Here is a 22047-nt window from a genome sequence, read left to right as displayed (position 1 = left end):
CGCCGGATCAAGCCGCACTGGAAACCGCTGGCCACCGCCGCCGTGCTGTTGATCGGCCTGTTCAGCTTCAGCAACCTGCCGGTACGCCTGCAAGCCGACCATCTCACGGTGGTGGGCGAACGCCAGCGCCTGCAATTGGACGATGGCTCGAAAGTGTTGCTGAACACCAATTCGGCGTTTTCCAGCAGCATCAAGGACCACCAGCGCATCGTCCGCCTGTACCAGGGCGAAGCCTTTTTCGAAATCATGCCCGGCCATGGCCTGCCCCTGGAAATCGACGCCGGCCCCGTGCGCGCCAGCGTGCGTGATACCGCCTTCGCCGTGCGCTACCTCAACGGCGAAGCCCAGGTGCAGGTGCAGCGCGGCGATGTCGACCTGAGCAACACCTTCGACGATGCCCGCGTGCGCCTGAGTGCCGGCGAAAGCATCCGCATCGGGCCCAAGGGCTTTGGCCAACCGGCCCGGCTGGATGCCAGCAAGGACCTGGCCTGGGTGCAAGGCCGGCTGATTTTCGAAAACTGCCCGATGAGCGAAGTGCTCGCCGAGCTGCGTCGCTACTACCCCGGCTGGATCGTCAACACCAACGACAAGCTCGCCAGCGTTGCCGTCACCGGCAACTACCGCCTCGACCAACCCCTGGATGTGGTGCGCTCCCTGGCCCACATCACCTCAGCCACATTGTCGGAATACCCCGCGCTGGTGATTTTGAACTAAATGAGAATTATTTTTACTCGATAGCCTTCGGCGGTACGTCTCGTCTTAGCCAATGCAACTGATTCCTATTTGGTTCGGTTCGCAACTATAAGATTCGTACCTTCCGGAGCGCTCTCGATGTCCTCTCGTTTCAACCGCCGGTCCTCCTCCCCCGTGCTGTCCTTGCTGACCGCCGCCATCCTGCTGGCCGGTTCGCCAGTGATGGCCGCCACTGCCGCCGAACCTGCCGCCCGCAACCACGGCAACTACAGCTTCAGCATCGAGCAACAGCCACTGGTTTCGGCGCTGAACGCCTTTACCAGCGTGACCGGCTGGCAAGTCGGCCTGCCCGCCGAGCTGGGCCAGGGTGTGTCGTCCCCTGGGGTGCGCGGCGCCCTGTCGCCGGAGAAAGCCCTGGACCGGCTGTTGGTGGGGACCAACCTGAGCTACCGCAAGCTGGGCAACAACAACATCGTCCTGGAAAAGCGCACGACGGGCAGCACCCTCAACCTGCAACAGGTGACCATCAGCGCCACCCGTAACGCGCAGGATGTGAACAGCGTACCCAGCACCGTCAGCGTGCATGATCGCGAAGAACTGGACCGCCAGAACGTCAACACTATCCGTGAACTGGTGCGCTACGAGCCGGGCGTCTCGGTCGGCGGCGCTGGCACCCGTGCCGGCAATGCCGGGTTCAACATCCGCGGGATCGACGGCGACCGCATCCTCACCCAGGTGGACGGTGTGGAAGTGCCCGACAACTTCTTCAACGGCCCCTACGCCAAGACCCGCCGCAACTACGTCGACCCGGAGATCGTCAAGCGCGTCGAGATCCTGCGCGGCCCGGCCTCGGCCCTCTACGGCAGCAGCGCCATCGGCGGTGCCGTGAGTTACTTCACCCTCGACCCGGACGACATCATCAAGCCCGGCCAGGACGTCGGCGCACGCCTGAAGACCGGCTACAGTTCCGCCGACGAAAGCTGGCTGACCTCCGGCACCGTCGCCGGCCGCGTGCAGGACTTCGATGGCTTGCTGCACCTGAGCCAGCGCAATGGCCATGAGACCGAATCCTACGACGGCAACAACGCCACCGGCCTGGCCCGTACCGGCGCCAACCCCGAGGACGCGCGCACCACCAACATCCTGGCCAAGCTCGGCTGGAACTATGGCGATGACAACCGCCTGGGCCTGACCTATGAGAAGTACAAGGATGATCGCGACGTCAACCTGAAGAACGCGGTGGGCGGCCCGTTCATCGGCGGCCGAGGCTTCAACCTGTACCGTGATCGCCGTGGTAACGACACCATTACCCGCGAACGTTTCGGCCTGGAAAACAGCTTCGCCCTTGAGTCGCCGATTGCCGACCGGATCAAGACCAGCCTCAACTACCAGATCGCCAAGACCGACCAGACCACTGCCGAGATCTATCAGTCAGGTCGTCGTGTCCTGCGTACCCGCGACACGCTGTACCAGGAAAAACAGTGGATTTTCGATGCTCAGTTGGACAAAGCGTTCAGCCTCGGTGAAACCGATCACCAAGTGACCTACGGCACCACCCTCAAGCAGCAGAAAGTCACCGGCTCGCGCGAGGGCGGCGCGACCTGTGTGGCCGTCGGCAGTGGCTGCACCGCCATCGGCGCGCCCAGCCCGATTGCCACTGACAGCGTGAAAAAGTCCAGCGACTTCCCCGACCCGACCATCAACACGTATTCGCTGTTCGCACAGGACCAGATCAGCTGGGACAAATGGACCTTCCTGCCCGCCGTGCGCTACGACTACACCCAGCTCAAACCCAAGCTGACCCAGGCGTTCCTCAACACCGTCAACCCGACAGGCGCGGACCCGGTGAGCGACAAGGAAAAAACCTGGCACCGTGTGACGCCCAAGTTCGGCCTGACTTACGCCCTGACGGATCAATACACCTGGTTCGGCCAATATGCCGAAGGTTTCCGTACGCCATCCGCCAAGGCGTTGTACGGCCGCTTTGAAAACCTCAACCTGGGCTACACCGTCGAACCCAACCCCGACCTCAAGCCAGAAACCAGCAAGGGCATCGAAACCGGGATTCGCGGCAAATTTGACGAGGGATCCTTTGAAATCGCCGTGTTTTACAACAAGTACCGCGACTTTATCGATGAGGACAACGCCGTCGTCGGCGGCACGGTCGAACAGTTCCAGGCCATCAATATCAAGCGCGCCACCATCAAGGGGGCCGAAGCCAAAGGGCGCCTGAACCTGGATGCATTCGGCGCCCCGCAGGGCCTCTACACCCAGGGTTCGGTGTCCTATGCCTACGGTCGTAACGACGATAACGGCGAGCCGCTGAACAGCGTCAACCCGCTCAAGGGCGTGTTTGGCCTGGGCTACGACCAGGACAACTACGGTGGTCTGTTGAGCTGGACCCTGGTGAAAAAGCAGGATCGCGTCGACAGCAGTACCTTCCACGCGCCGGACGGCGACACCAGCGGGCCCTTCAAGACTCCGGGCTTCGGTGTTGTCGACCTGACCGCCTTCTACAAGGTCACCAACGACGTGACCATCAACGGCGGCCTCTACAACCTCACCGACAAGAAGTACTGGAACTGGGATGACGTACGCAGCTACGACAGTGTCGGCGAAGCCGCGGTGACCGGACCGGCCAACCTCGACCGCCTGACCCAGCCGGGCCGCAACGTTGCGATCAACCTGATCTGGGACATCTGACGACACCCGACTCACCTCGTCGAAATTTCAGCGGCGAGGTGAGGATTTTTTACTGTGCCGCGTCTTCTTGTTCGTCTAGTTGATAACAGCTCTCTTTAAGGGCCATAAGGCGCTCCCCCTTCTCAAGGACTTTTTCATGACCGCTTCTTCTACCGCAGAACGCCCAAGCCTGCGCTCCCAGCGCCTGAACCAGATCACCAACGAGCCGCATACCAAGCTGGATGCGCTGGTCAAGGCCCACGCCCCGTTTGAAACCCAGGCCAACTTCGCGCGGTTCGTGGTGGCGCAATACCTGTTCCAGTCAGAACTGGTAGCCCTGTACAACGATGCCGAACTGATCAAGATCGTGCCCGACCTGGCCGAACGCTGCCGCGCCGAGGCCGCCAAGCTGGACCTGGCTGACCTGGACACCGAAGTGCCCGCCCCGGTCGCGGGCGCACTGAAGAACCCGAGCAAGGCCGAAGCCCTGGGCTGGCTCTTCGTGTCCGAAGGTTCCAAGCTGGGCGCTGCGTTCCTGATCAAGCGCGCCGTAGGCCTGGGCCTGAGCGAAACCTTCGGTGCCCGCCACCTGGGTGAGCCGGCCGGTGGTCGCGCCGAAGGCTGGAAAAGCTTCACTCGCACCCTGGATGCGTTGCAATTGAGCGCCGAGGAAGAAGCCGCAGCGGAAAAAGGCGCGGTGGATGCGTTTGTACGCTTCACCGTGTTGCTGGAACAGGCGTACGCTAGCGCCCCTGAACTGGCCTGATCGCCCACATTGAAATGCAATCAACTGTGGGAGGGGGCTTGCACCCCGATGGCGGAGGGTCAGGTACCTATTTGTTGGCTGATGCACCGTTATCGGGAGCAAGCCCCCTCCCACATTTAAACCGCATTTCAATGCCGACTCTTTTGTTATCCCCTACTTTGCACACACCATGACCCGCAAACCCCAATCCACCTCGAAAATCGCACAGATCCTCTTCGGCCTGCTGGCCTACGTCAGCCTGGGCATCGGGCTGTTGGCGATTGTGGTGCCGGGTTTGCCCACCACCGAGTTCATCCTCCTGGCCGCCTGGGCCGCGACCAAAAGCTCACCGCGCCTCAGTGCCTGGCTGGAAAACCACCGCCTGTTCGGACCGATCCTGTTCAACTGGCGCAACGGCAGGATCATCGCGCGCCGGGCCAAAGTCAGTGCCACCGTGAGCATGCTGCTGTGCGCCATCCTGATGCTGGTGATGCTCGACCACGGCTGGCCGATCTACCTGGCGATTGCCGGGATGAGCCTGGGCAACCTGTGGATCTGGTCACGCCCGGAACGGCTCGCACAGCCCGTGTGACGCCGGCTGTAGCCGCTTTCCTACCGCCCATCGCCTATCTCTCATGAATTGATTTGTTACGCCGATGTTTCAGACATAGCGCTGAATGGACTTGGCCCTGGATTGCATGCATTTCCACACGCCCATTCGCGAGTGAACCTATGTTCGACACCCTCTCCATACGTTTGAAAATCGTGCTGCTGTCCGGGCTATGTCTGCTGGGCGTAATAGCGTTGATCATCAGCATCAACCTTTACGAAACCAACCAGAACGACCATCTGATCAGCGATTCAAGCTCGCGAATGCTCACCAGCAGCGTGCAGAACCTGCTGCAAGCCAAGGCAGCGGAGCAAGCCGTGCTGCTGCGGAAAACCTTTGGTGAAAATCTTACCGTGATCACCGCCATCGCCGATCAGGTCAAAGACCTGCGCAACCTGGCCACCAAGCGCTCGCTGGACCCCGGCGCCTTGCGTGAAGAACTCAACCAGAGCCTGAAAACCACCTTCGAACGCAACAGCAAAGTGCTCGGCATCTGGCTGGCGTTCGAGCCCAATGGCCTGGACGGCAAGGACAGCGAGTTCGCCAATGACAAGACCCGCGCGTCCAATGAAAAAGGCCGCTTCTCCAGCTACTGGAACCGCGTCGGTGGTGAACCCTTGAACACCATCATGCTCGAGGAAGACCTGACCAAGACCACCCTCAACCTCAGCGGAACGCCCTATAACATTTGGTACACCTGCCCCCGGGACACCCGAAGCACCTGCCTGCTGGACCCATATGAAGACACGGTGACCGGCACACCGGTACTGATGACCACCATCTCCTTGCCGATGATCGTGGACGGGAAAGTCATTGGCGTGGTCGGTGTCGATATCGCCCTCAACACCCTGCAAGCCAGCACGGACGCCGCGCAAAAAGAGCTGTTCGACGGTGCGGCACACCTTGAGATCATTTCCAGCAACGGCCTGATTGCGGCCTACAGTGGCGAACCCGCCAAGGTTGGAAAAAATCTGGTCGACACCCTCGGTGCAGAAGGCAAGGAGATCGTGCAACTGCTCGCCAGTGGCAGCTATGTCAACCGCGAACAAGGCGACACCATCCGCGCGGTTTACCCGGTCAAGCCCATTGCCGATGCCAAAGCCTGGGGCGTAGTGATCAAACTGCCCAAACACGTGATGCTTGCCGACAGCACGAAACTTCAAGGCGTGCTCGACGCAGCCCAGGCCAGCGGCACCCTCAAGGCCCTGCTGGTCGGTGCCGCCGCCGGCCTGCTCGGCTTGCTGCTGATCTGGCTCACCGCCACCGGCGTGACCCGTCCGATCAACAGCGTGGCAGCCATGCTTAAAGACATCGCCAGCGGCGACGGCGACCTCACCCAGCGCCTGGCCTATGCCAAGAAAGATGAACTGGGCGAGTTGGTGAACTGGTTCAACCGCTTCCTCGATAAGCTGCAACCGACCATCGCGCAGATCAAGCAGAGCATCACCGAAGCCCGTGGCACGGCTGACCAGTCCTCGGCCATCGCACGCCAGACCAGCGAAGGCATGCAGGTGCAGTTCCGCGAAATCGACCAGGTGGCCACGGCGTCCAACGAAATGAGCGCCACCGCCCATGACGTCGCCAACAGCGCCTCCAATGCCGCCAGCGCGGCACGCGGCGCCGATCAGTCGGCCCGTGAAGGCATGTCGATCATCGAGCAGAGCACCCGCGACATCACCACCCTCGCCGAAGAAGTCAGCAAAGCGGTGGGCGAAGTCGAAGCCCTGGCGGTCAATAGCGAGCAGATCGGTTCAGTCCTGGAAGTGATCCGCAGCATTGCCGAGCAAACCAACCTGCTGGCGCTCAACGCGGCGATCGAAGCCGCACGCGCCGGGGAAAGCGGCCGGGGGTTTGCGGTGGTGGCAGACGAAGTGCGCAACCTGGCCAAGCGCACCCAGGATTCCGTGGAGGAAATCCGCCTGGTGATCGAACGCATCCAGAGCGGCACCCGTGGCGTGGTGGCAACCATGCACTCCAGCCAGAGCCAGGCCCAGAGTAACGCCGGGCAGATCCATCAAGCCGCGCAGGCCCTGGGCAAGATCAGTGATGCGGTGACGGTGATCAGCGACATGAACCTGCAAATCGCCAGCGCCGCCGAGCAGCAAAGCGCCGTGGCCGAAGAGGTCAACCGCAACGTCTCGGCGATCCGCACCGTGACCGAAACCCTCACCGGCCAGGCCACCGAATCGGCGGCCATCAGCAGCCAGCTCAATGCGTTGGCCAGCCAGCAGATGAAACTCATGGATCAATTCAAGGTGTAAGACACACCAATGGTCAAATGTGGGAGGGGGCAAGCCCCCTCCCACATTTTGATCGCCTACTGCTTAGAGACCCGTCCAGGCCTTCACAAACGCCGCCACATCTTCCTTCGGCGCCGTACGCGGCGGGTTCTGCGGTGTACCCAAATAAAGGAAGCCAATCACCTCCTCATCCGCCGTCAGCCCCAGGCCTTTGGCCACGTGGGCCGAATAGGACAACTCACCCGTGCGCCACACCGCACCAATCCCCTGGGCATAGGCCGCCAGCAGAATGCCGTGGGCCGCGCAGGCGGCTGCCAACAGTTGTTCAGACTTGGGCACCTTGAAGTGCTCCTGCAGGCGGGCAATCACCACCACCACCAGCGGTGCACGCAGCGGGCCGTTCTGGGCCTTTTCGATGACAGCCTGGGGAGCATCGGCGTCCTGCAAACGGGCGGCTTCGGCCAACAGCGTGCCCATCTGCTCACGGGCGGCACCTTCCACGGTAAGGAAACGCCAAGGGCGCAGTTGGCCGTGGTCGGGCGCACGCATGGCTGCGGCGAACAGCACATCGCGCTGCTCCTGGGTCGGTGCCGGTTCCAGCAAACGCGGCACGGAAACACGGTTGAGCAAAGCGTCGAGAGCCTGCATTGGCCACCTCCAGAAAAAAATGTGCGGTCATTCTAGCGGGAATGAATCGGGATGCCACCAAACGATAATTGCTCTTATTCAATCCGCCCCGCCCTGTTAGACTTTGCGACCTTATTTCCAGCCTTCGTCCGGGAAACTCGATGTTTCGTTCGCTTTTTCGCCTGTGCGCAGCGTTGATGGCCTTGAGCCTGGCCGCCTGCGACGACGCCCCACGCTTCACCAAGGCCGAACCGGGTGAATCGCGAGCGGGCGGCGCGACGACGGTGAACAAGCGCGACCAGAATGCGTTTTCCCTGCCCTCGGCCAACCTGTCACCCACGCGCCGCCTGGATTTCAGCGTGGGCAACAGCTTCTTTCGCAGCCCCTGGGTGATCGCGCCGTCCACCACCACCGCCCGGGATGGCCTGGGCCCGCTGTTCAACACCAACGCCTGCCAGAACTGCCATATCAAGGACGGCCGTGGCCACCCGCCGCTGCCCGACGCGGCCAATGCGGTGTCGATGCTGGTGCGCCTGTCGATCCCCCTGTCTATCCAGGAGCAGCCGTCCTACGCCAAGCTCATCGAGCAAGCCGGGGTGGTGCCCGAGCCCGTCTACGGCGGGCAACTGCAGGACATGGCGGTGCCCGGCGTGCCGCCGGAAGGCAAGGTGCGCGTCGACTACACGCCGGTCAACGTCACCTTCAAGGACGGCACCGTCATCGAGCTGCGCAAACCCGACCTGCAAATCACCCAGCTCGGCTATGGCCCGATGCATCCAGATACACGCTTCTCCGCACGCATCGCCCCGCCGATGATCGGCCTGGGCCTGCTCGAAGCCATCAGCGACGCAGACATCCTGCGCAATACCGACCCGAAGACCGCCGACAAGGAAGCCCTCGTCGGCCGCGCGAATCGGGTCTGGGATGACGCCGAGCAAAAAACCGTACTCGGGCGTTTTGGCTGGAAAGCCGGGCAACCCAATCTCAATCAACAAAATGTTCACGCGTTCTCTGGTGATATGGGCCTCACCACCTCCCTGAGACCCTTCGATGACTGCACCGACGCCCAAGTCGCCTGCAAACAGGCACCCAACGGCAATGGCCCCGATGACGAGCCGGAAGTCAGCGACAACATCCTGCGCCTGGTGCTGTTCTATACGCGCAACCTGGCCGTGCCCGTGCGCCGCGACGTCGACACGCCGCAGGTGCTGGCCGGGAAAAACCTGTTCTACCAGGCCGGTTGCCAGGGTTGCCATAAACCGACGTTCACCACCGCTGCGAATGCCGCCGAACCCGAGTTGGCCAACCAGGTGATTCGCCCCTACAGCGACCTGCTGTTGCACGACATGGGCCCAGGCCTGGCCGACAACCGCACAGAATTCAAGGCCGGTGGCCGCGACTGGCGCACGCCGCCGTTGTGGGGCATCGGGCTGACGCAGACCGTCAGTGGCCATACCCAGTTCCTGCATGACGGCCGCGCCCGCAACCTGCTCGAAGCCGTGTTGTGGCACGGCGGCGAAGCACAAGCGGCGCAGCAGCATGTGTTGTCCTTCAATGCCGAGCAGCGCGCTGCGTTGCTGGCGTTCCTGAATTCTTTATAAGCTTCGCCCCAATTACAGAAGGGAGCTCGACATGTTCCGTCCCAAGTTGTTGTTCACCAGCCTGGCCGCCCTCGCCCTGGGTGCCTGCTCGCCACAAGACCCGCAAGCCGTGACCTCGGCGGCGATCGCCAAGCAAGTGATCCTGCCGACCTACAGCCGTTGGGTCGAAGCCGACCGCCAGTTGGCCGTCAGCGCCCTGGCCTACTGCCAGGGCAAGGAAAGCCTGGACACTGCCCGCGCCGACTTCCTCCACGCGCAAAAAGCCTGGGCCGAGTTGCAGCCGCTGCTGATCGGTCCACTGGCCGAGGGCAACCGCTCGTGGCAGGTGCAGTTCTGGCCGGACAAGAAGAACCTCGTGGGCCGTCAGGTCGAGCAACTGGTCGCCGCCCAGCCGCAGATCGACGGCGCCGCACTGGCCAAGTCCAGCGTGGTGGTTCAGGGCCTGTCGGCCTACGAATACATCCTCTACGACGCCAGGACCGACATCGCCGACGAGGCGCAGAAAGCCCGTTACTGCCCGCTGCTGGTGGCCATCGGTGATCGTCAGAAAGCCCTGGCCGAAGAGATCCTGGCCAGTTGGAACAGCACCGACGGCATGCTCGCGCAGATGAGTAAGTTTCCGAACCAGCGCTACGCTGATTCCCACGAAGCCATCGCCGATCTGCTGCGCGTACAAGTGACCGCACTGGACACCCTGAAGAAAAAACTCGGCACGCCCATGGGCCGCCAGACCAAGGGCATCCCGCAGCCGTTCCAGGCCGATGCATGGCGCAGCCAGTCGTCCCTGCAAAGCCTGGAAGCCAGCCTCGCCGCCGCCCAGACCGTGTGGGTGGGCGTGGACAACAAGGGCCTGCGTGGTTTGCTGCCGGCGGATCAGAAGCCATTGGCCGACAAGATCGACGCGGCCTATGCCGCCGCGCTGAAACTGTTCGCCAGCAACCAGCGCACCCTCAACGAACTGTTGAACGATGACGCCGGACGCCAGCAGCTCAACGACATCTACGACAGCCTCAACGTCGTCCACCGCCTGCACGAAGGCGAGCTGGCCAAGGCGCTGGGGATCCAACTGGGCTTCAATGCCAACGACGGTGACTGATGATGCTCAGGCGACAGGCTTTGGCGATCGGCAGCGTGCTGCTCAGCGCACTCACGTTGGGTGGCTGGACGCTGTTCAAAGGGAAAGACAGGGGCCCGCTGCTGCTGTCGGCGCGCGATGATGCAGACGGCAAGCACTATGCCGTGGGCTTTCAGCTGGACGGCAAGCAGGTGTTTGCCACCCAGGTCGGCCAGCGCTGCCACGACATCATCAACCACCCGACACTGCCGATTGCGCTGTTTGTTGCCCGCCGCCCAGGCACCGAGAGTTACCTGATCGACCTGCGTAATGGCGCGCTGTTGCAAACCCTCACCTCGAACGCCAACCGCCACTTCTACGGCCATGCGGTTATCCACAAGAGCGGCAATTGGCTGTACGCCACCGAGAACGACACGTCAGACCCCGGCCGTGGCCTGCTCGGTGTGTACAAGTTCGAAGGCGAGCGCCTGGTGCACAGCGGCGAGATCTCCACCCATGGCATCGGCCCGCACCAGGTGTCGTGGATGCCCGACGGCGAAACCCTGGTGGTAGCCAACGGCGGCATTCGCACCGAAGCCGAAAGCCGCGTGGAGATGAACCTCAACGCCATGGAACCGAGCCTGGTGCTGATGCACCGTGACGGCACGCTGATCAGCAAGGAAACCCTCGGCCAGCAGATGAACAGCGTGCGCCATATGGGCATCGCCAGCGATGGCACCCTTCTCACCGGCCAGCAGTTCATGGGACCGTCCCAGGAGCGCTCCGAGTTGCTGGCGATCAAGCGCCCGGGCCAGCCGTTCGTGGCGTTCCCGGTGGCCGATGAGCAGTTGCAGGCCATGGGGCATTACACCGCCAGCGTCGCCGTGCACAGCGAGTTGCGCCTGGTGGCGTTGACCGCACCCCGTGGTAACCGCTTCTTTATCTGGGACATGGACACCGCCGAGCTGCGCCTGGATGGACCGTTGCCCGATTGCGCAGGCGTCGGCGCAGTGGCGGACGGGTTTGTCGTCACCTCGGGCCAGGGCCGTTGCCGCTACTACGATTGCCGCCAGAAACAGCTGGTCGCCAAACCGTTGGAATTACCGGCGGGGCTCTGGGATAACCACCTGCATCTGATCTGACCTGCGTAGATACCGTCTATCCAACACCGCCCCCCCGTAGCAGCTGTCGAGCCTTGGCGAGGCTGCGTCGGCCGCGGCTCGAGCCTGAATCGGCAGCGCGCCTGACGCAGCCTCGCTTGCGCTCGGCAGCTGCTACGGATTTGCGCGGTGTTGGATAAGACGGTATCTACGGATTTGCGATAAGACGGTATCTACGGGGGTGAGGCTCTTGTAGCAGCCGCGTTGCGAGTAAGGTTGGAAGGTAAAAAAAAGGGCCTCGCATCGCAAGGCCCTTCTTCGGGGGTTTGAATCGTTTCAACTCTGCGGCCTCATCCCTTGGGACATCCCAAACATGAACAACAGCAACTCATGATCAGGCTTGACCGCCGCACTCGCCTTGGCGACGCGGGGCAACAGGCATTGCCCGCCCCCTTGCACCGCACTGAGCACCTGTGTGCGAGGTTGCTCCCATGCGGCCAGGGCCAGGGCCGCAATGCCCATCGCCCCGACCAGGAACAAACCTCGTGCTATTTCTAGCTTCATTTGGTTAAACCCTTGATAGCGCTGCCAAACGCCGTCTGGTAAAAGTAGCTGAGTTTTTCCCAGTCGGTGCTGTTCCACGACGAATGGCGACGCAACTGCAACATGTCATGGGAGGCTGCCCGATAAGCGGTCAAGCGCTGGCGGCATTTCTCGAAGTCCAGCAGCGCCACTTCCACCTGGGCCGAGTCGCCCTCGCCCGTCACCCGCACGAAAATATGCTTGATGTACAGGCAACCGTGCTGCCAGCGGCCCTTGTGCATGCGGGCCAGGGTGGCAGCCAACTCCTTGAGCAAGCGCTCGTGCACCTGCTCGCCATACTCTTCGCGACCACCGGCGGCGTACCAGTTTTCAATTTCGTCGAAGCCGTCTAGGGCGGCGGTTACCAGCAGCGCCTTCCAGTGGTGCTCGGGGTCACGACGCGCCTCACAAAAGACCATTTCGGGCACGCGAACATCCAGCAGTCGCAGGCCCCTGAGGGCATCACGCTCGCGCAGCACCGTGGGGCGTCCGAACGGGTGCAGCCAACTGCGGTAGATATGGCCCGTCTGGCGCTTGCTGTAGAGCAAACGGCCATTGGCAGTCATTACACGCTGTACACCACTTTCACCGCCACGCCGGCGATTGGGCTCTTCGACCCATTCGCCTTGCTGACGCCAGAAATAATCGAAGCGTTCTTCGGGAGCTACGTGACTGCCTGCTACGCACTCAACTGCCATCCTGTTACCTCTTGCGCAATACATACACCCGCCACATGGCGTACAGCGGTATGAAGTCCAGGGATTCCTGAACACGGAATCCGGCTTGCTCGAACTCTGCTTCAACAGTAGCAGCCGGTAACACAAATCTGTTCTGGTAACCTTCCTGCTCACCTGTCTTGCGACGCTTTCCTTCCAGACGCTTGCGTTTCCAGGCTTTGAAATTGCCATCGACCCACAGCGAAATGATCACGCTGTCACGGGTAACCCGCTGAAACTCCCGCAGAATTGCCTGACGGTGCGCCGGATCACCAATGTGGTGGAGCAGGCGCATACAGAAAATGCTGTCGACTGAGTTATCCGGCAAATCGATATCGAAGGCAGATGTCTGCAAGGGTCGTACCCTTTTCACCACTTCTGCGGGCTGGGCGGCCATCGCGACCTTCAACATGGAGGCCGAATTGTCGGCGCCGATGATCACACGGTTGGGTTTTTCCGCCAGCAGCGGCCAGAAACGCCCGGCGCCACACGGCAGGTCCAGCACCAGGCCAGGCTCGCCGGCCATCGCCAACGCGCCACGGGCCAGTTGCTCGTCGCGTTTGTGGGACAACCGGCGAGCCAGATTGTCCTGATGCTTGAGCAAATATTCGTGGGCGTGCTGATCGTCGTACTTTTCGGAAAATTCGAGCTTGATCGGGGTAGGCATCAACGGATCTCCAGTTGCTGATGCCTACAACCTTAAGCAGCGTCCTGTGATCAACAGGTCAACCCCTTGTGAAAAACTTGTCCTGTCCAATCTCATATATTTCAAGACTTTACAGATACAAGCAATATCATGGGGCCATCTTCGCCGAATTACGGGGATCTCTGGCAGGATAACGGCAGCGGGAACGTTCAGGCGTTGACCTGACTCAACTGGACATGAAAGCGACAGCCATTGGGCTCCACGGTGCTGAGGGTAACGCTCCAGCCCTGGTTCTCGCAGATGCGCTGGACCAGTGACAAACCCAACCCCAGACCCTCGCCGCGCTTCTCACTGCCGCGGACGAACGGCTCGAACATCGCTTCGCGCTTGTCTTCGGGAATGCCGACGCCGCTGTCTTCCACCACAAACCCGGTCGGCTCCAGGGTCAGCCGGATGAAGCCGCTTTCGGTGTAATGCAGGGCATTGCGCAACAGGTTGCCCATCACGGCATGCAGGAAGGTCGCGTTGTAGCGCGTATCCAGCGGGTCGCCCGGCTGGTAGATCAACTCCAGGCCCTTGTGTTCGATGGGCTCGCGCCAGATGCCGAGCAGATCATCAGCGACCTGGGACAGATTGGCCCTAGGCGACATGCTCCCGTCATCATGCTGAGCCCGGGCCAGCATCAGGAAGGTTTGCACCAGTTCGCGCATTTCTTCGCAGGCCCGGGCGATTCGCTCGACCTGGTTACGCCCACGCTGATCGATAGCCGGGTTTTCCAGCAACAGTTCGCAGGAACTGGCCAGCACCATCAAAGGCGTGCGCAGTTCGTGGCTGACATCGCTGGTGAACAACTGCTCGCGGGACAACGCCTGGCGCAGGCGCCCCAGCGTGGCGTCGAAGGCCACCGCCAGCTCACCCACTTCGTCGGCCGCGTAGTCCGGTGCCAGGGGCGGCGCCAGGCCCAGCAACTGGTCGCGGTGCCGCACCTGGCGAGCCAGGCGCACCACCGGCGCCATCACTTTACGGGCCAGCACCCAGCCGAGGAATACCGCCAGCGCCAGGCTGAGCACGAAGCCCACCAGCACCACGGCAAACAGCACGCGCTCGCGCTCTTCGAAATCGCTTTGATCCTGCAGCAGCACATAGCGCCGACCGTCGACCACTTCGACCATCGCGTGGTACGACAGCGCCTCGCGAAACACCTCATGAAACCCTGGTTCCAGATGCCGCAGGTCCTTGGGCAATTCAAAATCCCCGGGGCCACCGCTGAAGTAAAACAGCTGGTCGGGCTCGGGCCGGTGCCGCCAGTCCTCGACGGTGTCCATCAGCAGCAGGCGCTGCAGGTCACCGCCCAAGCCTGCCGAGATCAACTTCTCTTCCACCAGGTGCACGGTGGCGACGATGCCCATGGCGAAGGCCCCCGCCACCAACGCACTCATCAAGGCAAAGGCGATGATGATCCGCTGGGCAAGGCTTTGCTTAAACTCCATCACGGCCCTCGGCCAAGCGGTAACCCACACCATGCACGGTTTGCAGCAACGGCTTGGCGAACGGCTTATCGATCACCTGGCGCAACTGGTGCACGTGGCTGCGCAGGCTGTCGCTGTCCGGGCAGTCATCGCCCCACAGCGCCTCTTCCAGCACTTCCCGACGCAATACGTGGGGACTTTTCTGCATCAAGACCGCGAGCAGCTTCAGGCCGACCGGGTTGAGCTTGAGCAGGCGCCCTTCGCGGGTCACTTCCAGGGTATCGAGGTCGTAATTCAGATCAGCCACTTGCAGGGCGCGGCGACCGCCACCTTGGGCACGGCGCAGCACCGCTTCGATGCGCGCAGCCAGTTCCGACAGGGCAAACGGTTTGAGCAAATAGTCATCGGCGCCGGACTTGAAGCCCTGCAGCCGGTCATCCAACTGGTCGCGAGCGGTGAGCATGATCACCGGCGTGTCACGGCGCGCGTCCTCACGCAGGCGTTTGCACAAGGTGTAGCCATCGATGCCAGGCAGCATGATGTCGAGCACGATCAAGTCGTAATGCTCGGTCGCGGCCAGGTGCAGGCCCGACAAACCGTCCTGCGCACAGTCCACGGTGTAGCCTTTTAGCCCCAGGTAGTCGGCCAGGTTGGCCAGAATATCGCGGTTGTCTTCAACCAGTAGAATTCGCATGGGCAGTGTCTCCGTACGCGGTAACGGCCGTGTTGGCTCGCGCAGCTTAAGGCCAAGTGTGGCTCAGGGATAGAGCGGAAAGGCGTGCCAATATAGGTTTTCAACCGATTCAGCCTACCAACGAGTTTTTCACTATAGCTTCACAAACTGACTACAGTGTCAGGCAGAAGATCGCCCCCATTGATATAAGGAACATGGACATGGGGTTGCTCAAGACGGCGCCAATGCGCTATTTGCTGTTGGTAACCGGTGCCTGGCTGGTTATTTTCCTGCTCTCTCGTGGCGTGCTGCTCATCACCCATTTGGATGAAGTCGGCGGCAACCTGTTGCCGGTGTTTGGCGTGGGCCTGCTGTACGACCTGGGTTTCCTGGCGTATGCGGCACTGCCGCTGGGTCTGTATTTGCTGCTGTGCCCGCCCGTGCTGTGGCGCCGTCGCGGTCACCGCTGGTTCCTGCAGGCCGTGCTCACCGTCAGCCTGTTCGCCATGCTGTTTACCTCGGTGGCCGAGTGGCTGTTCTGGGATGAATTCGGCGTGCGCTTCAACTTCATTGCCGTCGATTACCTGGTGTACTCCGACGAGGTGTTGAACAACCTGCTCGAGTCCTACCCGATCGGCAAACTGCTGAGCCTGCTCGCCATGCTGGCGATTGTCTTGAGCCTGGCCTTGCGCAAGCCGTTCAATGCGGCGATGAGCGCCCCACTGCCGCCGATGCGCGGTCGCCTGGTGAATGCCCTGGCCCTGTTGGTGATTGCTGGCCTCAGCCTGCAGCTGATCAGCCAGGACAGCCCGCGAGCCCTGGGTGGCAACGCCTACAAGAACGAACTGGCCAGCAATGGTCCGTATCAGTTTTTTGCCGCATTCCGTAACAACGAACTGGATTACCCACAGTTCTACAAAACCCTGCCGACTGAGGTTATCGCCACGCAACTGCGTGCAGAGCTGAGCGAACCCAACGCCCGCTTTATCGGCCAGGACTCGCTGGATATCCGCCGCGCCATCACCAATCCGGGCACGCCGCGCAAACCCAATGTCGTGCTGGTGACCATCGAAAGTTTCAGCGCCAAGTACATGGGCAGCAACGGCGACGAGCGCAACCTCACGCCTAACCTGGATGCGCTGCGTAAACAGAGCCTGTATTTCAATAATTTCTATGCCACCGGCACTCGCACCGACCGTGGCCTGGAGGCGATCACCCTGGCGATTCCACCCACGCCCGGGCGCTCGATCGTCAAGCGCATCGGTCGTGAAAGCGGCTTCGCCAGCCTGGGGCAACAGCTCACGGCCGTCGGTTACGACAGCGTGTTTGTGTACGGCGGGCGCGGGTACTTCGATAACATGAACGCGTTTTTCAGCGGCAACGGTTATCGCGTCGTGGACCAGAGCAGCGTGCCCGAGTCAGAAATCTCGTTCAAGAACGCCTGGGGCATGGCTGACGAGGACCTGTATAACCAAACCCTGAAACTGGCCGACATCGACTACGCGAAGCAGCAGCCCTTTTTGCTGCAACTGATGACCACTTCCAACCACCGCCCCTACACCTACCCGGATGGGCGTATCGACATCAAATCCGGGAATGGCCGCGACGGCGCGGTGAAATACACCGACCACGCCATCGGCCAATTCCTGGAAGCCGCCCGCCAAAAACCCTGGTTCGATAACACGATCTTCATCTTCGTCGCCGACCACACCGCCGGCAGCGCAGGCAAGGAAGACCTGCCCATCACCAACTACCAGATTCCGCTGTTCATCTATGCGCCCAAGCTGATCGACGCACGGGAAAGCGCACAACTGGCCAGCCAGATCGACCTGGCGCCCACGCTGCTGGGCCTGCTCAACCTGAGCTACGAATCCACCTTCTTTGGTCGCAACCTACTGCAAGACAACCCACTGCCACCTCGGGTGGTGCTCGGCAACTACCAGCACCTGGGCCTGTTCGACGGCAAGGACCTGGCCATTCTCAGCCCACGCCTGGGCCTGCGCCGCCATGACCAGGCCCTGGGTGAGAGCCAGGAGTTGCGGGTCGGCAGCGATGACCCGTTGATCCAGCGGGCGATCACCTACTACCAGGCCGCCAGCTATGACTTCAAACAACAGTTACTGAGCTGGAGAGCGCCCAAGGAAGAGGCCCCGGCACTGAGCACGCGCTAACCAAAACGCCCCGTACAGGTCAGTACGGGACGTTTTTCACCAGGGTCCACCATGGGAACCACCCCCGCCGTCCCCGTCTCCAAACCTCTCAACCTATGGCTCTGCCTGGGCATCCCCGGCGGCGCTGCGCTCCTATTGCTGCTGCTGGAGCTGACCTCGCTGGACATGAACCTCGCCAAGCTGTTCTACAACGGCGCGGAGGGCGGCTTCATCGGGCGTTACAGTTTCTTCCTCGAAGACATCCTGCATGATCGTGCCAAACAGTTGGTCATCCTGTTCTCGGTCCTGGCGATCCTGGGATTTGCCGGCACGTTTATTCTCCGACGGCTCAAACCCTATCGTCGTGAACTGGGCTGCCTGGTGCTGTCACTCGGGCTGGCGACCGCGTTTGTCGCTCCGCTGAAAACCATCACCGGCGTCCAGTGCCCGTGGAGCGTCCAGGAATTCGGCGGTCAGGAAACCTACAGCAAACTGCTGAGCCCTCGCCCGCCCACCGATAAACCCGGGCGCTGCTGGCCAGGCGGTCATGCCGCCACCGGGTTCGCCTTGTTCGCCCTGTTTTTTGCACTGCGTGACCGGCAGCCGCGCCTGGCGCGCTACGCATTCATCTTCGCCGTCGGCTTGGGCAGCGTTTTTTCCGTCAGCCGTATGATGCAAGGCGCGCACTTCTTTTCCCATAACGTGTGGACGGCAATTTTCTGCTGGCTGATCTGCCTGGGGCTGTATTGCCTGTTGCTGTACCGGCCATCCAAGCGCGCGGCGCCCACCTGAGCCCAAGCCGCCGCCCACAAAAAAGCCCCGCCTGCATCACTGCAGGCGGGGCTTTTTCAGTACAGGGGTAAGGCTGGCTTACATCATGCCGCCCATGCCACCCATGCCGCCCATGTCTGGCATACCGCCGCCAGCCGAGCCTTCAGCCTTTGGCTTGTCAGCGATTGCAGCTTCGGTGGTCAGGATCAGACCACCGATGGAGGCTGCGGCCTGCAGCGCGGAACGAGTCACCTTGGTAGGGTCCAGGATGCCCATTTCGATCATGTCGCCATAGACGCCAGTCGCAGCGTTGTAACCGTAGTTACCTTTGCCGTTCTTGACTTCGTTGACCACAACACTTGGCTCGTCGCCGGAGTTGGCAGCGATCTGACGCAGCGGTGCTTCAACCGCACGACGCAGCACAGCGATACCGACGTTCTGGTCAGCGTTGTCGCCGGCCAGGTTGGTCAGGGCTTCCAGGGCACGGATCAGCGCGACGCCACCGCCAGGTACCACGCCTTCTTCGACGGCTGCGCGGGTTGCGTGCAGGGCGTCTTCAACGCGGGCTTTCTTCTCTTTCATTTCAACTTCGGAACCCGCGCCAACCTTGATCACTGCAACGCCGCCGGACAGCTTGGCCAGGCGCTCTTGCAGTTTTTCACGGTCGTAGTCCGAAGACGTCTCGGCAACCTGGGCACGGATCTGAGTGATGCGCGATTGGATGTCGCCGTCAACGCCAGCACCGTCAACGATGATGGTGTTTTCCTTGGAGATGGTCACGCGCTTGGCGCTACCCAGGTTTTCCAGGGTGGCGCTTTCCAGGCTCAGGCCGATCTCTTCGGAGATAACGGTACCGCCGGTCAGGACGGCAATGTCCTGCAGCATGGCCTTGCGACGGTCGCCGAAGCCTGGAGCCTTGACGGCTGCGACTTTAACGATGCCACGCATGTTGTTCACAACCAGGGTCGCCAGGGCTTCGCCTTCAACGTCTTCGGAAACGATCAGCAGTGGGCGGCCGGCTTTGGCAACGGCTTCCAGCACTGGCAGCATTTCGCGGATGTTGGAAATCTTCTTGTCGACCAGCAGGATCAGCGGGCTGTCCAGCTCGGCAACCATGGTTTCCGGCTTGTTGACGAAGTACGGGGACAGGTAGCCACGGTCGAACTGCATGCCTTCGACAACCGACAGTTCGTTTTCCAGGCCAGTGCCTTCTTCAACGGTGATCACGCCTTCTTTACCGACTTTTTCCATGGCTTCGGCAATGATGTCGCCGATGGAGCTGTCGGAGTTGGCGGAGATGGTGCCTACCTGGGCGATAGCCTTGGTGTCGGCGCAAGGCTTGGACAGGTTTTTCAGCTCAGCGACGATGGCGATGGTGGCCTTGTCGATGCCGCGCTTGAGGTCCATCGGGTTCATGCCGGCAGCAACGGCCTTGTAGCCTTCGTTGACGATCGCCTGAGCCAGAACGGTGGCGGTGGTAGTACCGTCGCCTGCGTCATCGTTGGCACGGGAGGCAACGTCTTTGACCAGCTGCGCGCCCATGTTTTCGAAACGGTCTTCCAGTTCGATTTCTTTGGCGACGGAAACGCCGTCCTTGGTGATGGTCGGAGCGCCGAAGCTCTTCTCGATGATCACGTTACGGCCTTTCGGGCCCAGGGTCGCTTTTACTGCGTCAGCCAGGATGTTGACACCGGTGAGCATTTTCTTACGGGCGGAATCGCCGAATTTAACTTCTTTAGCAGCCATGATCGATATTCCTTAAATACTTTGTAGTAACGGGAAAATGAGCGGGGAAATCAGTCTTCCAGAACGGCGAGAATCTCGTTCTCAGCCATAACCAGCAGGTCTTCGCCGTCGACTTTCACAGTGTTGCTGCCGGAGTAAGGGCCAAATACAACCTTGTCACCGACTTTAACGGCCAGCGCACGTACGTCACCGTTTTCCAGAGTCTTGCCTGGGCCTGCAGCGACGATCACACCGTGGTTGGCTTTTTCAGCAGCCGAACCTGGCAGAACGATACCGCCAGCGGTTTTCTTTTCTTCTTCGCTGCGACGGATTACGACGCGGTCGTGCAGAGGACGAAGCTTGCTCATTGTCGATCTCTCCTAATTGTGTTTTTCATCGGCCGGTATCGATACCGGCGGGTTGTATTCCGGCAGTGCCGGTCGCGGTTCGCTGGGCGAAACACGGAAGTCTGTCCGGTGTCGCCACCAGAAACCTTGCGGTGACCGTTACATAAGGGCGCATAAGCTTATTACAAGGGGCCGGCGATGATTTTTTTTGCGTCTGCCAGCCTATAAAAGCACCACGGCACCCGAAGGTGCCGTGCCAGTGAAGCGGTTATTTGCTGTCGCGGTGTTCGAACTCGCCTTCGATCACGTCGCCTTCTCGCCCCAACGGTTGGCGCGGAGCCGGGCCGCCACGGGGTTGCAGGTCGTCGGCGAACGCACGTTGGCGAATAGCGGCCTCTTCGGCGCGCTGGCGCATCTTGCCCGCCAGCAATTTGCGGGTGAACGGCAGCAGCATCACCAGGCCCACTACGTCGCTGATAAAGCCCGGCAGGATCAACAGGCCGCCCGCCAACGCCATCATCAGGCCTTCGAGCATGGTCTGGGCCGGCAGTTCGCCGCGGTTCAGGCTCTCACGGGCACGCAGCGCCGTGGCCAGGCCGGCGACGCGCAGCACCAGGACGCCGAGCATCGAGCCGAGAATGATCAGCAACAGGGCCGGGAAAAACCCGATCGCACCGCTGACTTGAACGAATACGAACAGCTCCAACACCGGGAACAGCAGAAAGAGCAATAAAAAAGGGCGCATCAAAAGGTTCCTCAACGCAAGAATGCCTTGCCAGTCCACCTTAGATGACGTCGCCGTTTCGTGAATTCAAGCTTCAGCGGCGGCTTTTTTCGGCCAGACCTCGGCGTGGGCCAATGAAACCAGGGCTTCGCGTACTTGTGTCGGCGTGTTGCAAGACGCCGCAAACGGCAGCCAGTGCAGGGCCTGGCCGATACGCAGGTGCAGGCCTTCGCTGTCGATGCCGGCCAATTGCGCAGGTTCGAAAGCAGGCAAGCCGGCCAACTCGACGTAATGGGCAATGGCCTTGGTGTGGTCGCTGTTCATGTGCTCGATCATGCTGCGCTCGGCCTTGCCCGCGAAGGGATTGGCCAGGGTCAATTGGTCGACCCAGTGAATCGCGCCAAACCCGCCGATATAACGGTGGCGCACCGGCTTGAGCACCCAGAAATCGAAATCGTGGGCCTGGTGGTAGTTGGCCGAATCGGGGAAGTAGCGGTAATAGCGCTCGGCCGCTGCTTCGATGGCGACCGGGTCCTCGAGTTTCTCGGCTTCGGCCAGGTAGGTCAGGCGCCCCACGGCCTGCACATCATCCGCTTCACGCTCGCCGACCAGCAGCGAACACTTGGGATCTTTTTGCAGGTTATGGGTGTGCTGGGCGATACGGCTGATCAGAATCAGCGGGCGGCCCTGCTCGTCGAGGCAATACGGCACGACCGAACCGAACGGAAAGCCGGGCATGGCCTTGGACAGTGTGGAGAGAGCCCCACGGTATTCCTTGAGCAACAGCTCTCGGGCGTTCTTGGCAACCTGCGTGCTCAACGTATGACTCCTCGGGTATTCGGCCGCCCATAGCGTATGGGAATGGATCTCAACACAAGGTAATCAATCTACG

20 protein-coding genes and 1 pseudogene are annotated in these 22047 nt (G+C 61.3%); 11 read left to right on the top strand and 10 right to left on the bottom strand.

What is annotated here, in order from left to right:
* The 6 genes and pseudogenes from BFQ01_RS09255 to BFQ01_RS33290 all read left to right on the top strand — a co-directional run.
* Nucleotides 1-714: FecR family protein (locus tag BFQ01_RS09255; protein WP_065925028.1), on the top strand; the 714-nt coding region annotated here is incomplete at its 5' end.
* 117 nt (nucleotides 715-831) lie between these two features.
* The gene (locus tag BFQ01_RS09250; RefSeq protein ID WP_065925027.1) at nucleotides 832-3396 is read left to right on the top strand and encodes a TonB-dependent receptor; all 2565 of its coding nucleotides are present in this window, start codon (nucleotides 832-834) and stop codon (nucleotides 3394-3396) included.
* A gap of 136 nt (nucleotides 3397-3532) precedes the next feature.
* A complete protein-coding gene (locus BFQ01_RS09245) occupies nucleotides 3533-4141 on the top strand; it encodes a biliverdin-producing heme oxygenase (protein ID WP_065925026.1) in 609 nt (202 codons plus the stop codon).
* A gap of 169 nt (nucleotides 4142-4310) precedes the next feature.
* Nucleotides 4311-4712 (top strand): YbaN family protein, encoded by a 402-nt coding sequence (locus BFQ01_RS09240; RefSeq protein WP_065925025.1) that lies wholly within the window; start codon nucleotides 4311-4313, stop codon nucleotides 4710-4712.
* A gap of 140 nt (nucleotides 4713-4852) precedes the next feature.
* Nucleotides 4853-6085 (top strand): annotated as a pseudogene (locus BFQ01_RS33295) (chemotaxis protein); the annotation flags it as partial.
* Nucleotides 6086-6235: 150 nt separating this feature from the next.
* Complete coding sequence (locus BFQ01_RS33290) at nucleotides 6236-6991, top strand: methyl-accepting chemotaxis protein (RefSeq protein WP_370671249.1); 756 nt, start codon at nucleotides 6236-6238, stop codon at nucleotides 6989-6991.
* Between the two features lie 63 nt (nucleotides 6992-7054).
* On the opposite strand, the gene BFQ01_RS09230 is transcribed toward BFQ01_RS33290, so the two are convergent.
* A complete protein-coding gene (locus tag BFQ01_RS09230) occupies nucleotides 7055-7618 on the bottom strand; it encodes an NAD(P)H nitroreductase (RefSeq protein WP_065925023.1) in 564 nt (187 codons plus the stop codon).
* 140 nt (nucleotides 7619-7758) lie between these two features.
* Here BFQ01_RS09230 and BFQ01_RS09225 point away from each other — a divergent pair, with 140 nt between their 5' ends.
* Genes BFQ01_RS09225 through BFQ01_RS09215 form a run of 3 tightly spaced genes read left to right on the top strand, consistent with a single transcriptional unit; the run spans nucleotide 7759 to nucleotide 11394 of the window.
* Nucleotides 7759-9198 (top strand): di-heme oxidoreductase family protein, encoded by a 1440-nt coding sequence (locus BFQ01_RS09225; RefSeq protein WP_065925022.1) that lies wholly within the window; start codon nucleotides 7759-7761, stop codon nucleotides 9196-9198.
* Nucleotides 9199-9229: 31 nt separating this feature from the next.
* The gene (locus BFQ01_RS09220; protein ID WP_065925021.1) at nucleotides 9230-10294 is read left to right on the top strand and encodes an imelysin family protein; all 1065 of its coding nucleotides are present in this window, start codon (nucleotides 9230-9232) and stop codon (nucleotides 10292-10294) included.
* 2 nt (nucleotides 10295-10296) lie between these two features.
* Entirely contained in the window at nucleotides 10297-11394 is a 1098-nt protein-coding gene (locus BFQ01_RS09215; protein ID WP_065925029.1) for a DUF1513 domain-containing protein, read from the top strand.
* Nucleotides 11395-11688: 294 nt separating this feature from the next.
* On the opposite strand, the gene BFQ01_RS09210 is transcribed toward BFQ01_RS09215, so the two are convergent.
* The 5 genes from BFQ01_RS09210 to colR all read right to left on the bottom strand — a co-directional run bounded on the left by BFQ01_RS09210 (nucleotide 11689) and on the right by colR (nucleotide 15459).
* Entirely contained in the window at nucleotides 11689-11916 is a 228-nt protein-coding gene (locus tag BFQ01_RS09210; protein ID WP_027605486.1) for a hypothetical protein, read from the bottom strand.
* Nucleotides 11913-12632 (bottom strand): lipopolysaccharide kinase InaA family protein, encoded by a 720-nt coding sequence (locus BFQ01_RS09205; RefSeq protein ID WP_065925020.1) that lies wholly within the window; start codon nucleotides 12630-12632, stop codon nucleotides 11913-11915. Before BFQ01_RS09205 ends, BFQ01_RS09210 begins: the two co-directional genes overlap by 4 nt.
* A 4-nt stretch (nucleotides 12633-12636) precedes the next feature.
* Nucleotides 12637-13317, bottom strand: a complete 681-nt coding sequence (locus BFQ01_RS09200) for a class I SAM-dependent methyltransferase (protein ID WP_065925019.1) — start codon at nucleotides 13315-13317, stop codon at nucleotides 12637-12639.
* Between the two features lie 188 nt (nucleotides 13318-13505).
* Nucleotides 13506-14786, bottom strand: a complete 1281-nt coding sequence (locus BFQ01_RS09195) for a sensor histidine kinase (RefSeq protein WP_065925018.1) — start codon at nucleotides 14784-14786, stop codon at nucleotides 13506-13508.
* A complete protein-coding gene (gene colR, locus BFQ01_RS09190) occupies nucleotides 14776-15459 on the bottom strand; it encodes a two-component system response regulator ColR (RefSeq protein ID WP_027605482.1) in 684 nt (227 codons plus the stop codon). Before colR ends, BFQ01_RS09195 begins: the two co-directional genes overlap by 11 nt.
* A gap of 200 nt (nucleotides 15460-15659) precedes the next feature.
* Between colR and BFQ01_RS09185 the strand changes: the two genes are divergently transcribed.
* Nucleotides 15660-17609, top strand: a complete 1950-nt coding sequence (locus tag BFQ01_RS09185; protein ID WP_065925017.1) for an LTA synthase family protein — start codon at nucleotides 15660-15662, stop codon at nucleotides 17607-17609.
* Between the two features lie 51 nt (nucleotides 17610-17660).
* The gene (locus tag BFQ01_RS09180; protein WP_065925016.1) at nucleotides 17661-18380 is read left to right on the top strand and encodes a phosphatase PAP2 family protein; all 720 of its coding nucleotides are present in this window, start codon (nucleotides 17661-17663) and stop codon (nucleotides 18378-18380) included.
* A 78-nt stretch (nucleotides 18381-18458) separates the two neighbouring features.
* Here the strand turns inward: BFQ01_RS09180 and groL are convergent, their stop codons facing one another.
* The 4 genes from groL to BFQ01_RS09160 form a co-directional block, all read right to left on the bottom strand.
* On the bottom strand, nucleotides 18459-20105 hold the full coding sequence (groL, locus tag BFQ01_RS09175; protein WP_065925015.1) for a chaperonin GroEL: 1647 nt from the start codon (nucleotides 20103-20105) through the stop codon (nucleotides 18459-18461).
* A 50-nt stretch (nucleotides 20106-20155) separates the two neighbouring features.
* Complete coding sequence (gene groES / locus BFQ01_RS09170; protein ID WP_003175874.1) at nucleotides 20156-20452, bottom strand: co-chaperone GroES; 297 nt, start codon at nucleotides 20450-20452, stop codon at nucleotides 20156-20158.
* A 247-nt stretch (nucleotides 20453-20699) separates the two neighbouring features.
* The gene (locus BFQ01_RS09165) at nucleotides 20700-21176 is read right to left on the bottom strand and encodes an FxsA family protein (RefSeq protein ID WP_024077215.1); all 477 of its coding nucleotides are present in this window, start codon (nucleotides 21174-21176) and stop codon (nucleotides 20700-20702) included.
* Nucleotides 21177-21242: 66 nt separating this feature from the next.
* The gene (locus tag BFQ01_RS09160; RefSeq protein WP_065925014.1) at nucleotides 21243-21974 is read right to left on the bottom strand and encodes a HugZ family pyridoxamine 5'-phosphate oxidase; all 732 of its coding nucleotides are present in this window, start codon (nucleotides 21972-21974) and stop codon (nucleotides 21243-21245) included.
* Nucleotides 21975-22047: the final 73 nt, after the last annotated feature.

The organism is Pseudomonas sp. 8 R 14 (assembly GCF_900005955.1).
Classification (GTDB): domain Bacteria; phylum Pseudomonadota; class Gammaproteobacteria; order Pseudomonadales; family Pseudomonadaceae; genus Aquipseudomonas; species Aquipseudomonas marginalis.
Note: the sequence above shows the minus strand (reverse complement) of the source record. Positions and strands in the feature narration are given on the sequence as shown.